A 14,634-nucleotide genomic window follows, 5' to 3' on the forward strand; every position below is an offset into this window, starting at 1 on the left:
GATTTGCGAGCCTGTTCGTCAGTCGGCGACCTTCCAGCCAGATCACATCAATGAACCTGCCTTTTGATTAAAAAGAAATGCTGTTTTATAAATGAGTGAAGTGGCGACGTCATCTCTTTGTCATTTTGCCACCGGCGACTGTTCCGTGGCAAAAGTACAAAGGTAACCTCCTTTCACAGCTTTTAGTGTAGCCAGGTACCCACTCCCTTCCGGTGGCAAATCCGGAACGATTGTCGGCGTTCTTTTAAAAAAAAGACACAGGATCACGGCGATGAAAACACGAAAAATTGGACTGGCTAACTATCTGGCCTACGGCGCGGGCGATTTTCTCGGCGCCGGCACGACGGCGTTAACCGCCGCATGGCTGCTCTACTTTTACACGACCTTTTGCGGACTGACCCCGATTGAGGCCACGCTTATTTTTGCTGCCGCCCGCGTGCTGGACGCGGTGGTAAGCCCGCTGATGGGCTTTCTCACCGATAACTTTGGCACCACCTGGCTTGGTAAGCGCTTCGGCCGCAGAAAATTCTTTATTCTGCTCGGCATCCCCTGCGTATTCAGCTATTCAGCGATGTGGGTCGGCGAGATGGGCTTCTGGTACTACCTGGCGACCTATCTGCTGTTTGATATGGTCTATACCATGATTCTGGTGCCCTATGAGACGCTGGTGCCGGAGATGACCGATGACTTTAAACAGAAAACCAAATTCTCCGGCGCGCGCATTTCGATGGCGCAGATGTCGGCGATTTTAGCCTCCTTCCTGCCGGGGATCCTTCTCTCCTGGCTCGGCAAAGATAATGCCAGCTCGTTCTTCTATGCCAGTCTGGTGTTCTCGGTGCTGTGCGCGGTGATGCTGACTCTGGTCTGGTGTTTCACCTGGGAACGACCGCGGGAGGCGTGGTCGGAAGCGGCCCTGCGGGCGGAAGCGGAAAAACAAAACTTAACCCTTGCTCAGAGCCTCAATCGCCTGGTGATTGAGCTGAGTTCTACGCTGCGGATAAAAATTTTCCGCCAGCACCTCGGCATGTATCTGGGGGGCTATATCGCCCAGGACGTCTTCAATGCCGTGTTTACCTATTACGTGGTCTTTGTTCTGATGCAGGAAGCCGCCGTCGCCTCGAACCTGCTGGGGACGATGGCCATCTTCCAGTTTATTGCAGTAATCGCCATGATCCCGCTGTGCATTCGTTTTGGCCCCGCGCCGTCGTACCGCATGGTGGTGGTCCTGTTTGGCCTGAGCTCACTCTCCTACGCGCTGCTCTATTACGCCGGACTGAGCGACGTCTATTCCTTATTGCTGCTCATCTCTGCTGTCGCCGGACTGGGACGCGGCGGGATAAATTACGTACCGTGGAATACCTACACCTATATTGCCGACGTCGACGAAGCGATCACCGGCCAGCGCCGGGAGGGGATTTTTGCCGGCATCATGACCCTGACCCGCAAAGCCTCGCAGGCGGGGGCGGTGATGCTGGTGGGGATCATTATGCAGTTGTCGGGGTTTGTTTCCGGGCAAAAAATACAGCCTGAAGGGGTCAGCCATACCATTCTGCTGATCCTCAGCGTCGGCACTCTGGTGGTGTTAGCCTGCGGCTTCCTCGTCTCGCTGCGCTTCAAGCTCAACCTGCACACCCACAGCGTCCTGCGCAGCGAGACCCTCAGAATGCGCGAGCTCGGCTACGCTCAGTCGGAACAGACCAGTGCGGAACACCGTGCGGTGGTCGAGCTGCTGGCGGGGATGCCTTACGACTGTCTGTGGGGCAATAACAATATTGGCTATCTGAATCGTCATAAACCTGCTGCCCCGGCGCTCATTAAGGGCGGCGCTTTGAATTCGACATATACCCGAGGTTAACAACATGAAAGTTTGGCCGGTCAAACATAGCCCATTACTGCGTCAGCCTGAGCGTTTTATCGCCCGCAGCGAACTGAAGGCGCTGATCCGCAACGTGACGCAAAACCTGGTGAATATTAAGGATGAGAGCGGGCAATTTTTACTACGCCTGGATGACGGGCGCGTGATCGATACCAAAGGCTGGGCCGGCTGGGAGTGGACCCACGGCGTTGGGCTGTACGGCATCTATCAGTATTACCAGCAAACCGGCGATATCGAGATGCGTGATATCATCGATCGCTGGTTTGCCGACCGCTTCGCCGAGGGAGCAACGACCAAAAACGTCAATACTATGGCCCCGTTTCTGACCCTGGCTTACCGCTTTGAAGAGACCGGCCGTATGGCGTATCTGCCGTGGCTGGAGAGCTGGGCGGAGTGGGCGATGCACGAGATGCCGCGCACCGAGCAGGGCGGTATGCAGCACATGACTCTGGCGGAGGAGAACCATCAGCAAATGTGGGATGACACGCTGATGATGACCGTGTTGCCGTTAGCCAAAATTGGCAAGCTGCTTAACCGCCCCCAGTATGTGGAGGAGGCAACCTACCAGTTCCTGCTCCATGTGCAGAACCTGATGGACCGGGAGACCGGGCTGTGGTTTCACGGCTGGAACTATGAGGGGCGGCATAACTTTGCCCGGGCGCGTTGGGCGCGGGGCAACAGCTGGCTCACCATGGTGATCCCGGATTTTCTGGAACTGGTGGATCTCCCCGAGGGGAATGCGGTACGGCGCTATCTGATTACAGTCCTCGACGCACAGATTGCCGCCTTAGCAGAATGCCAGGACGACAGCGGCCTGTGGCATACCTTGCTGGACGACCCGCACTCTTATCTTGAGGCCTCGGCGACCGCCGGCTTTGCCTACGGGATTCTCAAAGCGGTGCGCAAGCGTTACGTCGGGCAGCACTACGCCGGGGTGGCTGAAAAAGCGATTCGCGGGATTGTGCAGAATATTTCGCCGCAGGGGGAGCTGCTGCAGACCTCATTTGGCACCGGGATGGGGTCAGACCTCGACTTTTATCGCCAGATCCCGCTTACCTCGATGCCCTACGGTCAGGCGATGGCGATCCTTTGTCTGACGGAGTATCTACGCAAGTACTTCTGAGCAGGGCGCCCCGCTGGCGAGGCGCCGAATAAAACTAACCCGGCTTTCGCCGGGTTGCTTGTTACATACGCTCGACGGTTTCGATACCGAGGGTATCGAGACCCAGCTTGAGGGTTTTCGCCGTGAGCAGCGCCAGCTTCAGACGGCTGTTGCGGGTCTCTTCGCTTTCCGCGCTGAGGATCGGGCAGTGCTCGTAGAAGCCGGAGAACAGGCCCGCCAGATCGTAGAGGTAGGCGCACATCACGTGCGGCGTCCCTTCGCGAGCGACCACGGAGAGGGTCTCTTCAAACTGCAGCAGGCGCGCGGCCAGCTGAGCTTCGCGATCTTCGGCGATGACCACCGGCGCGTCGATCATCGCGTTTTCGTCGATGCCGGCTTTGCGGAACACGGATAGCACGCGGGTATAGGCATACTGCATATACGGCGCGGTGTTGCCTTCGAACGCCAGCATATTATCCCAGTCGAAGACGTAGTCGGTGGTGCGGTTTTTCGACAGGTCGGCATATTTAACCGCGCCGATACCCACCACTTTCGCCAGATTTTCCAGCTCGTCAGCCGACATATCCGGGTTCTTCTCGGCCACCAGGCGACGGGCGCGCTCCAGCGCTTCGTCCAGCAGATCCGCCAGCTTCACGGTACCGCCGGCGCGGGTTTTAAACGGCTTACCGTCTTTCCCCAGCATCATACCGAACATATGGTGCTCCAGTGGCACGGAGTCCGGCACGTAGCCTGCCTTGCGCACGATGGTCCACGCCTGCATCAGGTGCTGGTGCTGACGAGAGTCGATGTAGTAGAGCACGCGGTCGGCGTGCAGCGTTTCATAGCGATACTTCGCACAGGCGATATCGGTGGTGGTATAGAGGTAGCCGCCATCCTTTTTCTGGATGATGACGCCCATCGGTTCGCCTTCCTTGTTTTTGTACTCATCAAGGAAGACCACGGTAGCGCCTTCGCTCTCAACCGCCAGCCCTTTGGCTTTCAGATCGGCGACGATCCCCGGCAGCATCGGGTTGTACAGGCTCTCACCCATCACGTCATCGCGGGTCAGGGTCACATTCAGGCGATCGTAGGTGATCTGGTTTTGCGACATGGTGATGTCGACCAGCTTACGCCACATCTGCAGGAAATACTCATCACCGCCCTGCAGCTTAACCACGTAGCTGCGCGCGCGCTCGGCGAAGGCTTCGTCTTCGTCATAGTGCTTTTTCGCTTCGCGATAGAAACCTTCGAGGTCGGCCAGGGCCATCTCGCCGGCGTTTTCCTGCTGCTGTTTTTCCAGATACGCGATCAGCATCCCGAACTGGGTGCCCCAGTCGCCGACGTGGTTGGCGCGGATCACCTTATGACCCAGGAACTCCAGGGTACGGACTGAAGCATCGCCAATGATGGTCGAACGCAGATGGCCGACGTGCATCTCTTTCGCTACGTTGGGTGCCGAGTAGTCGACGACGATAGTCTGCGCCTGCGGTTTCGTGACGCCCAGGCGCTCAGACTGCAGCGCGCGGTTGACGTTGTCCGCCAGAAACGCGGGGTCGAGGAAAATATTGATAAAGCCCGGCCCGGCGATTTCAACCTTGTTGGCAATGCCGTTGAGGTCAAGATGAGACAGTACCTGCTCTGCAAGTTGTCGCGGCGCCATACCCAGCTTTTTGGCGACAGCCATCACGCCGTTGGCCTGATAGTCGCCGAACTGAACTTTTGCTGACTGGCGGACCTGGGGTTCGCAATCGGCAGGCGCGCCTGCCGCGATCAGGGCCTGGCTGACTTTTTCTGAGAGAAGAGCCTGAATATTCACCGGAATACCTTACGTGTAATGCGCCTGCCCCCGAGGGAGGCTGCGCCATAATGTGGACAAATTAGGGCGGGAGTATACTGCATTTGTCCCCGTCCGTCAGCATTGCGCGCGGCGCGCCGGCGTGCGCAATCCATCGTCGGTCAGTTGCCCATCAGCGGGGCGGCGGTTGGTCCGCAGGCCGAAACACGGTAAATTACCTTTTCATTACTGACGAGCATTATTGACGAGCAAACCCATGGCAAACTGGCAGCAAAATGAACAACTGGCCGATATTACGGCGGATCTCCCGCGATTTTCCGATGCGCTTCAGCGCTTCACTGCGCGACTGGGACTGGAGATCGCCGGGCTCGACGCCGACCATATCTCCCTGCGCTGTCATCAGAATACCACTGCGGAACGCTGGCGCCGCGGTCTGGAGCAGTGCGGCACCCTGCTGTCGGAGAATATGATCAACGGCCGGCCCATTTGCCTGTTCAAACTGGCGGAGCCGGTCTGCGTGGCGCACTGGCGCTTCCATATCGTTGAGCTGCCGTGGCCGGGTGAAAAGCGTTATCCCCATGAAGGCTGGGAGCATATCGAAATCGTCCTGCCCGGCGATCCGGCAACCTTAAATGCCCGCGCTCTGGCGCTGCTGGCCGATGACGGACTCAGCCAGCCGGGGATCGTGGTCAAAACCAGCTCGCCGAAAGGGGAGCATGAGCGCCTGCCGAATCCTACCCTGGCGGTGACCGACGGCAGCGTGACGGTCAAATTTCATCCATGGTCTATTGAACAAATCGTCGCCAGCGAGCAAGCCGATACGTAACAGTGTGAAGCCGCGCGGCGTCTGCCGCGTGAAATTGTGACATGCTGCAAAGGTTGTCTGGATCAGGGAGAGAGGAATGGCGGTACTGGAAGTGTGTTGCTACAGCGTGGCGTGCGCCCGGGAGGCTGAGCGCTACGGCGCCGATCGTATTGAGCTCTGCGCCGCGCCGCAGGAAGGGGGATTAACCCCCTCTTATGGGGTGCTGGTCTCGGCCCGCGAGGCGATTACTCTCCCGGTGCATCCGATCGTTCGCCCGCGCGGCGGCGATTTCTGCTACACCGAGGAAGAGTTCGCCGCGATGCTTAACGATATTCGCATGGTGCGGGATCTGGGCTTTCCCGGGCTGGTGACCGGCGTGCTGGATGCTGATGGCCAGGTCGATATCCCGCGGATGAAAAAAATAATGGCCGCGGCGGGGCCGCTGGCGGTGACCTTTCATCGCGCGTTCGATCTGTGCGCTGACCCGCGTCAGGCCTGGAAAACGCTGGGTGAGCTGGGGGTCAAACGTATCCTGACTTCCGGTCAGCAATCCTCGGCGGAGAAAGGTATTTCATTAATTACGGAACTTATTGCCGCAGGGGATACTCCAATCATTATGGCCGGTGCGGGAGTCCGCGCCGCGAACCTGCCGCTGTTTCTGCAGGCGGGGGTGAAAGAGGTCCATAGCTCTGCTGGCCACTGGTTGCCGTCGGAAATGCGCTTTCGTCATCCGGGCGTTTCGATGTCAGCCGATCCCGATGCCGATGAATACAGACGCTACGCCGTGAATGGCGCAGCGGTGGCGGAGATGAAAAGGATTATCTCCGCCTGGAGAAGTTAAACGGTTTTTTGCTGCACATCATGTCGCCCAATATGATGATTGCCCGTACCAGGCCCCTGCCCATTAAACAGGGGCCTTTTTTTATCTCGCTTTTTTCGCCAGCGACTGCTGGGTTTCCGGTTTGGTGGCAATGATCACAGCTCGTAATGGCGCCGGATAGCCTTCCACCGTTTTGCGCTGATCCTGTGGGTCGAGGAAATCGGCCAGCGATTCGGTCGTCATCCATTCGGTGCGTCGCTGCTCCTCTGTCGAGGTGACGCAGGCGTCGACGATACGCACGTCAATAAACCCGCACTTCTCCAGCCACATTTTCAGGGCCGCCGCTGAGGGGATAAAATAGACGTTGCGCATTTGCGCATAGCGGTCGCCCGGAACCAGCACCGTATTTTCATCTCCTTCAACCACCAGCGTCTCCAGCACCAGCTCGCCCCCTGGCGCCAGCTGATCTTTCAGCTGCCACAGATGGTCCAGCGGCGAGCGGCGGTGGTAGAGCACGCCCATCGAGAACACGGTGTCGAAGGCCTCCAGCGCCGGCAGCTGCTCAATGCCCAGCGGCAGCAAATGCGCCCGCTGGTCGTTACCGAGCAGCTTACGCACCGCTTCAAACTGGCACAGGAACAGCTGGGTGGGATCGATACCGACCGCCAGATGTGCGCCGGCGCCGATCATCCGCCACATGTGATAGCCGCTGCCGCAGCCCACGTCGAGGATAGTCCGGCCAGTGAGATCGGACAGGTGCGGCAGAACGCGCTCCCATTTCCAGTCGGATCGCCATTCGGTATCGATATTGATGCCGTACAGCGAATAAGGGCCTTTGCGCCACGGCATCAGGTTTTTAAGCAGATTTTCGATCCGCCGCTGATGGCCTTCGCTGAGCGGCGTTTCGCTCTCGGCGGTGACGCTGTGCAGAAGATCCAGACGCCAGGGCGTTAGCTCCGGCAGAAATTCTACGGCGCGCTCCCATTCACGAAACTTGCCGTGCAGGGCATCGCGCTGCCAGGCGGCTACCTGGGCAGGCAGCGTCTCCAGCCAGTGAGACAGCGGGCTTTTGGCGATCAGCTGATAGAAGTTACTGAAGTCGATCATGCCTGCTCCCCGGCTTTCACGGCCACTAGCGAGCCAAAGTTAAAGCACTGGAACCACAGTTCGGCATGTTCAAACCCAGCCTGACGCAGTCGGGCTTTATGGGTTTCGACGGAGTCCGTCAGCATCACATTTTCCAGCATGCTGCGTTTCTGGCTGATCTCCAGTTCGCTGTAGCCGTTGGCGCGCTTAAAGTCATGATGCATATTGAACAACAGTTCGCCAACGTGGGCGTCTTCGAAGCTGAATTTTTCCGAGAGCACCAGCGCGCCGCCCGGATTCAGCCCCTGATAGACTTTGTTGAGGATCGCCTGGCGATCGCCCGGCTCAAGGAACTGAATAGTAAAGTTCAGGATCACCAGCGAGGCGTTTTCAATGGTCACGTCGCGGATATCCCCTTCAATCACTTCGACCGGCGTCGGCGCTTTATAAGCGTCAATATGGCGACGGCAGCGCTCCACCATCGCGGGCGAGTTATCGATAGCGATAATGCGACAGCCCGGATGGCTAATATTGCGGCGCACGGAGAGGGTGGCGGCGCCCAGCGAACAGCCAAGATCGTAAACCTGAGTGTTGGGCTGAACGAAGCGCTCGGCCAGCATGCCGATCATCGAGATGATATTGGAGTAGCCGGGCACAGAACGCTGGATCATATCGGGGAAGACTTCAGCAACCCGTTCATCAAAGGTCCAGTCGCCGAGGCTGGCAATCGGCGCGGAAAAAAGCGTATCGCGGTGAGACATAACGTTAAACCCGAAAAAACGAAAACGGCGTATTGTGCGCTAACGGAGGGAGAAAACCAACTCCCAGGGCATATACCAAAGATTGGCCAGCACCATTAGCAACAACGCGCACCAGGTGGCGCTCATGCCGGAGCGGCGCCAGTAGTAGACGCGGTGATGAAAGCCCCAGGAGTGCATCAGTCGCCCGACAATCAATAAAATCCCGCAAACGTGCACCATCCAGGTCTGAGCGCCGTTCATCTCCATAAATAACAGCAAAATGAGGCCAATCGGCACATATTCGACGGCATTGCCGTGAACGCGGATGGCAACCTGCAGCTCGCTAAAGCCGCCGTCACCGTAGCCTACATGGTATTGGGTGCGCAGACGCACCACGTCAAATGAGAACTTCACTAACAATAACGCACCTAAAACGGCATACAGCGCGCTGACCATACGAAAACTCCCTTTAACTCTGGCAGATGGCTCCGGATATGATAGCAGGATATCAGAAAAGAGAAGATTGCTGCGGAATCGACGGCGCATTTCCTGCCGCCGGCAGGGCAGCGCGCAGGTCACCCCACAGGGTATCCACCAGCGCCGGGGCGAAAGCAATGTCCGGGGTATGCAGGAACAACCACGGGGTCCCCGACTGATGCCACTTCGCCAGGGTCTGAAGCCAGACGCGAAACAGTTCCCGGTTATGGGCCATATCGTCACCGCCGATAAAGCGCACCATTGGCTGCCGGGCGGTCATCACCGCATGTACCGGCACCTTCGGTTTCTTTTGTTGGGCATCGATCATCGCCGGACTGGTGGCCGCAGCGCTATGGACCGGGCGGCTGTCGAGGATCACGCGGTTGACGTTACGCTCGTGCAGCCCGCGGTTGAGCTGCTGTTCCGCTTCCCCTTTGGCGAAAAACTCGGGATGACGAACTTCGACGCCGTAGGTGAAATCCTTCGGCAGTCCGTCGAGAAAATGCCATAGCGCGGGGAGATCGCGAGGACCGAACGTCGCCGGCAGCTGCAGCCAGTACTGGCCGATGCGCGAGGCCAGCGGCGCCAGGCGGGCAAAAAATTCACTGCTTAACTCGTCGCAATGGCGCAGGGCGGCCTGGTGCGAGATGGTGGCCGGAAATTTGAAGCAGAAGCGGAAGTCATCGTGAGTCTGTTCGTACCAGCGGGCGACAATCTCCGGCTTTGGTAGCGCATACAGGGTGGTGTTGCCCTCCACACAGTTAAAGTGGCGGGCGTACTCTTCAAGGCTGGTGATGCCAAGGCGCACCCATTTCGGGTGCGACCACTGGGGAAGCCCAATATAAATCATAGCGCCGTGAGGATCTCCTCGGTACTGCGCACCCGGCCGATGCGCGGGAAAATATGCGTCATACTGCCCTGATGCTGCTCGGCGGAGGCGGCGCTGCAGGCATCTTCGGCGATGACCAGGTTAAAACCCAGCTCCCAGGCATTGCGGGCGGTGGATTCGACGCCGATGTTGGTGGAGATGCCGCAGAGAATAATGGTGTCGATCCCGCGGCGGCGCAGCTGAAGCTCAAGGTCGGTGCCATAGAACGCGCCCCACTGGCGTTTGGTCACTTCGATATCGCTCTCCTGCTTACCCAGCGTGGCCGGGTAGGTCCACCAGTTTTCGGGCAGCGTATGCGCCCCGGCCTGAGCGTCGACAGGCTGTTTCAGCGCTTCGGCGAAATCGGCCGACCAGCCAACGCGGACCATGATGACCGGCGAACCCTGTTGCCGGCACTTGTCTGCCAGGCGAGCGGCGCGCGCCACCACCTCGTCAGCCCGATGCGGGCCGCCGGCGAAAGGCAGAATGCCTTCCTGCAGATCGATTACCACCAGCGCCGTGTTTTTTGCATTGAGTTCTAACATGGTATCCCCGTATCTTCATCTGTTGTCAGGCGGCTACAATACCTTTGCGGCTTCAGCAAAAGAGTAACAAATTTTGTTAATTTATGTGAGTGTGGACGTTAAGCGCGCAGCAAAGCAGCGTACATCGTGCGTCGGACTTATCGAACGACAGAATTTCCAGTATAATAGCCGCCTTTTTTCATTCAGTTGTGACATCAGCTAAAGCTGCGACCTCGTCGCCTGCAGGGCAGACGACAATCCGCCGACGGCTAAGTTAAGGGATATCTCATGCGTACAGAATATTGCGGACAGCTTCGACAGTCCCACGTTGGGCAGCAGGTGACTCTGTGTGGTTGGGTCAACCGCCGTCGCGATCTCGGTAGCCTCATTTTTATCGATATGCGCGACCGCGAAGGCATCGTTCAGGTGTTTTTCGATCCGGATCGTGCGGATGCGTTGAAGTTAGCCTCTGAACTGCGTAATGAGTTCTGCATTCAGGTCACTGGCACCGTTCGCGCGCGTGAAGAGAAAAACATCAACGCGGACATGGCCACCGGCGCTATCGAAGTGCTGGCTTCCGATCTGACGATCATTAACCGCTCAGAATCGCTGCCGCTGGACTCCAATCACGTCAACACCGAAGAAGCGCGTCTGAAATACCGCTACCTCGACCTGCGTCGTCCGGAGATGGCGCAGCGCCTGAAAACCCGCGCGAAAATTACCAGCTTTGTGCGCCGCTTTATGGACGACCATGGCTTCCTCGACATCGAAACCCCGATGCTGACTAAAGCCACCCCGGAAGGCGCCCGCGATTACCTCGTGCCTTCCCGCGTGCACAAAGGCAAATTCTACGCGTTGCCGCAGTCGCCGCAGCTGTTCAAACAGCTGCTGATGATGTCCGGCTTCGATCGCTACTATCAGATCGTCAAATGCTTCCGCGATGAAGACCTGCGTGCCGACCGTCAGCCTGAATTCACCCAGATCGACGTGGAAACCTCCTTTATGACCGCGCCGCAGGTGCGTGAGATCATGGAGGCGATGGTGCGTCAGCTGTGGCTGGAAGTGAAAGGCGTCGACCTGGGCGAGTTCCCGATCATGACCTTCGCCGAAGCCGAACGTCGCTATGGCTCCGATAAACCGGATCTGCGTAACCCGATGGAGCTGGTGGACGTCGCCGACCTGCTGAAGTCTGTGGAATTCGCGGTCTTTGCCGGCCCGGCCAACGATCCGAAAGGGCGCGTGGCGGCCCTGCGCGTCCCGGGCGGGGCCTCTCTGACCCGCAAGCTGATTGACGAATACGGCAACTTTGTGAAGATCTACGGCGCGAAAGGGCTGGCCTATATTAAAGTGACCGAGCGTGCCAAAGGCATGGACGGGATCAACAGCCCGGTGGCCAAATTCCTGACCGCTGAAATCGTGGAAGCGATCCTTGACCGCACCGGCGCGCAGGATGGAGACATGATCTTCTTCGGCGCCGACAACAAGAAAGTAGTGGCCGACGCGCTGGGCGCGCTGCGTCTGAAGCTGGGTAAAGACCTGAGCCTGACTGACGAGAGCAAATGGGCGCCGCTGTGGGTGATCGACTTCCCGATGTTCGAAGACGACGGCGAAGGCGGCCTGACGGCGATGCACCATCCGTTCACCTCGCCGAAAGATATGACCGCGGATGAGCTGAAAGCCGCCCCGGAAGAGGCCGTGGCCAACGCCTACGATATGGTCATTAACGGTTATGAAGTCGGCGGCGGTTCGGTGCGTATCCACCGCGGCGAGATGCAGCAGACCGTATTTGGTATTCTGGGCATTAACGAACAGGAACAGCGTGAGAAATTCGGCTTCCTGCTGGATGCGCTGAAGTACGGTACGCCGCCGCATGCAGGTCTGGCCTTCGGTCTTGACCGTCTGACCATGCTGCTGACCGGTACCGATAACATCCGCGACGTTATCGCTTTCCCGAAAACCACCGCGGCCGCCTGCCTGATGACCGAAGCGCCAAGCTTCGCCAATCCTGCGGCGCTCGGTGAACTGGGTATTCAGGTTGTGGAGAAAGAGGCAAAAGCGTCTCTGGAGAACAAGTAATATGTCATTTAAGCTGCCCGTTTCGGTGCTGGTGGTGATTTACGCCGAAGATACGAAACGGGTGCTGATGTTGCAGCGGCGCGACGATCCCGCGTTCTGGCAGTCGGTCACCGGCAGCCTGGAAGCTGGAGAGACCGCGCTGCAGGCCGCCGCGCGTGAAGTAAAGGAAGAGGTCGCCATTGACGTTGCCTGCGAGCAACTGACCTTAATCGACTGTCAGCGCACGGTGGAGTTCGAGATATTTTCTCATTTGCGTCATCGCTATGCGCCGGGTGTAGAGCGCAATACGGAATTCTGGTTCTGTCTTGCGCTGCCTCATGAGCGGGAGATTACTTTCACCGAACATCTGGCCTATCGCTGGGTCAGCGCGACGGAAGCCGCTGCGCTGACCAAGTCGTGGAGCAACCGGCAGGCGATTGAAGAATTTGTAATTAACGCCGCCTGAAAGGGCGCGCTTTTTGGAGAGTTTTTTATGGCAGGTCATAGTAAATGGGCCAACACCAAACACCGCAAAGCGGCACAGGATGCCAAACGCGGTAAAATCTTTACGAAAATCATTCGCGAGCTGGTCACCGCCGCGCGTCTGGGCGGCGGCGATCCGGCTTCCAACCCGCGTCTGCGTGCGGCCGTTGATAAAGCGCTGTCTAACAACATGACTCGCGACACCCTGAACCGCGCCATCGCGCGCGGCGTCGGCGGCGATGAAGACGCGAACATGGAAACCATCATTTATGAAGGCTACGGTCCTGGCGGCACCGCGGTGATGGTGGAATGTCTGTCCGACAACCGTAACCGTACCGTTGCGGAAGTGCGTCACGCCTTCACCAAAACCGGGGGTAACCTCGGCACCGATGGTTCCGTCTCCTACCTGTTCAGCAAGAAAGGCGTTATCTCCTTCGAGAAAGGCGATGAAGACACTATCATGGAAGCGGCGCTGGAAGCAGGCGCAGAAGACGTGGTGACCTATGACGACGGCGCCATCGACGTCTACACCGCCTGGGAAGAGATGGGCGCTGTGCGCGACGCGCTGGAAGCCGCCGGCCTGAAAGCCGACGCTGCCGAAGTCTCAATGATTCCGTCCACCAAAGCGGATATGGATGCCGAGACGGCGCCGAAGCTGCTGCGTCTGATCGATATGCTCGAAGACTGCGACGACGTGCAGGAAGTGTACCATAACGGCGAGATCTCCGACGAGGTCGCAGCCACCCTGTGATGCAGCCGCATCCACGGTTAACCGGAGGCGCGTGATGGCTATTATTCTCGGCATTGACCCGGGGTCGCGCGTTACCGGTTATGGCGTGATCCGCCAGGTTGGGCGGCAGCTGAGCTACCTGGGCAGCGGATGCATCCGCACCAAAGTGGACGATCTGCCGTCGCGGCTGAAGCTGATCTACGCCGGGGTGACGGAGATCATCACCCAGTTCCAGCCCGACTATTTCGCCATTGAGCAGGTCTTTATGGCCAAGAATGCCGACTCGGCGTTAAAGCTCGGGCAGGCGCGCGGGGTGGCGATCGTCGCAGCGACCAATCAGGCGCTGCCGGTGTTTGAATACGCCGCCCGTCAGGTCAAGCAGACCGTGGTCGGGATTGGCAGCGCCGAAAAGAGCCAGGTCCAGCATATGGTGCGCACCTTGCTCAAGCTGCCCGCCAATCCGCAGGCGGATGCGGCGGATGCGCTGGCGATTGCCATCACCCATTGCCATGTCAGCCAGAATGCCGCTCAGATCAGCGAGACCCGGCTCAATCTGGCGCGGGGGCGCTTACGATAATCGCAAATCAGGCTGGATATCTATCCAGCCTTTTTTTATGATACCGCCAGATACTTAGACCATAACGCAGGAGCCCCACGTGATAGGCAGACTCAGAGGCATCATTCTCGAAAAACAACCCCCGCTGGTGTTGCTGGAAACGGCGGGCGTCGGCTATGAAGTGCATATGCCAATGACCTGCTTCTATGAGCTGCCGGAGGCCGGGCAGGAGGCGATCGTCTTCACCCACTTTGTGGTGCGTGAAGATGCCCAGCTGCTGTATGGGTTTAACAACAAACAGGAACGTACCCTGTTTAAAGAGTTGATTAAAACCAACGGCGTGGGGCCCAAGCTGGCGCTGGCGATCCTCTCCGGCATGTCGGCGCAGCAGTTCGTCAACGCCGTTGAACGGGAAGAGGTCGCCTCGCTGGTGAAGCTGCCGGGGATTGGCAAAAAAACCGCTGAACGTCTGATCGTTGAGATGAAAGATCGCTTCAAAGGGCTGCACGGCGACCTGTTCACCCCGGCGGCCGATCTGGTGCTGACCTCGCCGGCAGGCCCAACGGCGGACGATGCCGAGCAGGAAGCGGTTGCCGCGCTGGTCGCGCTGGGCTATAAACCGCAGGAGGCCAGCCGGATGGTCAGCAAGATCGCGCGTCCGGACGCCAACAGTGAAACGCTAATTCGCGAAGCGCTGCGCGCTGCGTTGTGAGGTAA

General features: G+C 58.4%; 15 protein-coding genes. 9 read left to right on the plus strand and 6 right to left on the minus strand.

Going from position 1 to position 14,634, the window contains the following annotated elements:
• The first annotated feature begins 271 nt into the window (after positions 1 to 271).
• A complete protein-coding gene (locus KB892_RS08125) occupies positions 272 to 1,855 on the plus strand; it encodes an MFS transporter (RefSeq protein ID WP_002911499.1) in 1,584 nt (527 codons plus the stop codon).
• A 4-nt stretch (positions 1,856 to 1,859) separates the two neighbouring features.
• The gene (locus KB892_RS08130; RefSeq protein WP_040026743.1) at positions 1,860 to 2,999 is read left to right on the plus strand and encodes a beta-galactosidase BglB; all 1,140 of its coding nucleotides are present in this window, start codon (positions 1,860 to 1,862) and stop codon (positions 2,997 to 2,999) included.
• Between the two features lie 61 nt (positions 3,000 to 3,060).
• Here KB892_RS08130 and argS read toward each other — a convergent pair whose 3' ends face one another.
• Positions 3,061 to 4,794 (minus strand): arginine--tRNA ligase, encoded by a 1,734-nt coding sequence (gene argS, locus KB892_RS08135; protein WP_004151452.1) that lies wholly within the window; start codon positions 4,792 to 4,794, stop codon positions 3,061 to 3,063.
• A 235-nt stretch (positions 4,795 to 5,029) separates the two neighbouring features.
• On the opposite strand from argS, the gene KB892_RS08140 reads away from it, so the two are divergent.
• Both KB892_RS08140 and cutC read left to right on the plus strand, forming a co-directional pair.
• On the plus strand, positions 5,030 to 5,599 hold the full coding sequence (locus tag KB892_RS08140; RefSeq protein WP_002911491.1) for a VOC family protein: 570 nt from the start codon (positions 5,030 to 5,032) through the stop codon (positions 5,597 to 5,599).
• A 76-nt stretch (positions 5,600 to 5,675) separates the two neighbouring features.
• On the plus strand, positions 5,676 to 6,419 hold the full coding sequence (gene cutC / locus KB892_RS08145; protein ID WP_032438218.1) for a copper homeostasis protein CutC: 744 nt from the start codon (positions 5,676 to 5,678) through the stop codon (positions 6,417 to 6,419).
• A gap of 81 nt (positions 6,420 to 6,500) precedes the next feature.
• Here the strand turns inward: cutC and cmoB are convergent, their stop codons facing one another.
• From cmoB to KB892_RS08170, 5 genes are read right to left on the minus strand one after another with little or no spacing between them, the layout of a single operon-like run.
• Entirely contained in the window at positions 6,501 to 7,505 is a 1,005-nt protein-coding gene (gene cmoB, locus KB892_RS08150) for a tRNA 5-methoxyuridine(34)/uridine 5-oxyacetic acid(34) synthase CmoB (protein WP_004151451.1), read from the minus strand.
• Positions 7,502 to 8,245: a carboxy-S-adenosyl-L-methionine synthase CmoA gene (gene cmoA / locus KB892_RS08155; RefSeq protein WP_002911486.1), complete on the minus strand. Its 744-nt coding sequence runs from the start codon at positions 8,243 to 8,245 to the stop codon at positions 7,502 to 7,504. Before cmoA ends, cmoB begins: the two co-directional genes overlap by 4 nt.
• A 39-nt stretch (positions 8,246 to 8,284) precedes the next feature.
• Positions 8,285 to 8,680 (minus strand): MAPEG family protein, encoded by a 396-nt coding sequence (locus tag KB892_RS08160; protein ID WP_002911484.1) that lies wholly within the window; start codon positions 8,678 to 8,680, stop codon positions 8,285 to 8,287.
• A 52-nt stretch (positions 8,681 to 8,732) separates the two neighbouring features.
• The gene (locus KB892_RS08165; protein ID WP_002911483.1) at positions 8,733 to 9,551 is read right to left on the minus strand and encodes a DUF72 domain-containing protein; all 819 of its coding nucleotides are present in this window, start codon (positions 9,549 to 9,551) and stop codon (positions 8,733 to 8,735) included.
• Positions 9,548 to 10,114, minus strand: a complete 567-nt coding sequence (locus tag KB892_RS08170) for a hydrolase (RefSeq protein WP_004145564.1) — start codon at positions 10,112 to 10,114, stop codon at positions 9,548 to 9,550. The genes KB892_RS08165 and KB892_RS08170 overlap by 4 nt, the downstream gene beginning before the upstream one ends.
• 267 nt (positions 10,115 to 10,381) lie before the next feature.
• On the opposite strand from KB892_RS08170, the gene aspS reads away from it, so the two are divergent.
• The 5 genes from aspS to ruvA all read left to right on the plus strand — a co-directional run bounded on the left by aspS (position 10,382) and on the right by ruvA (position 14,629).
• A complete protein-coding gene (aspS, locus tag KB892_RS08175; protein ID WP_002911479.1) occupies positions 10,382 to 12,169 on the plus strand; it encodes an aspartate--tRNA ligase in 1,788 nt (595 codons plus the stop codon).
• Between the two features lies 1 nt (position 12,170).
• The gene (gene nudB / locus KB892_RS08180) at positions 12,171 to 12,614 is read left to right on the plus strand and encodes a dihydroneopterin triphosphate diphosphatase (RefSeq protein WP_002911477.1); all 444 of its coding nucleotides are present in this window, start codon (positions 12,171 to 12,173) and stop codon (positions 12,612 to 12,614) included.
• Positions 12,615 to 12,641: 27 nt separating this feature from the next.
• Positions 12,642 to 13,382 carry a YebC/PmpR family DNA-binding transcriptional regulator gene (locus KB892_RS08185; protein WP_002911459.1) on the plus strand — a complete coding sequence of 247 codons (741 nt, stop codon included), beginning with the start codon at positions 12,642 to 12,644 and terminating at the stop codon, positions 13,380 to 13,382.
• A gap of 34 nt (positions 13,383 to 13,416) precedes the next feature.
• Positions 13,417 to 13,938, plus strand: a complete 522-nt coding sequence (ruvC, locus tag KB892_RS08190; protein WP_002911456.1) for a crossover junction endodeoxyribonuclease RuvC — start codon at positions 13,417 to 13,419, stop codon at positions 13,936 to 13,938.
• Positions 13,939 to 14,017: 79 nt separating this feature from the next.
• Positions 14,018 to 14,629 carry a Holliday junction branch migration protein RuvA gene (ruvA, locus tag KB892_RS08195; protein ID WP_002911454.1) on the plus strand — a complete coding sequence of 204 codons (612 nt, stop codon included), beginning with the start codon at positions 14,018 to 14,020 and terminating at the stop codon, positions 14,627 to 14,629.
• Positions 14,630 to 14,634: the final 5 nt, after the last annotated feature.

Source organism: Klebsiella sp. P1927 (genome assembly GCF_018204675.1).
Classification (GTDB): Bacteria; Pseudomonadota; Gammaproteobacteria; order Enterobacterales; family Enterobacteriaceae; genus Klebsiella; species Klebsiella pneumoniae.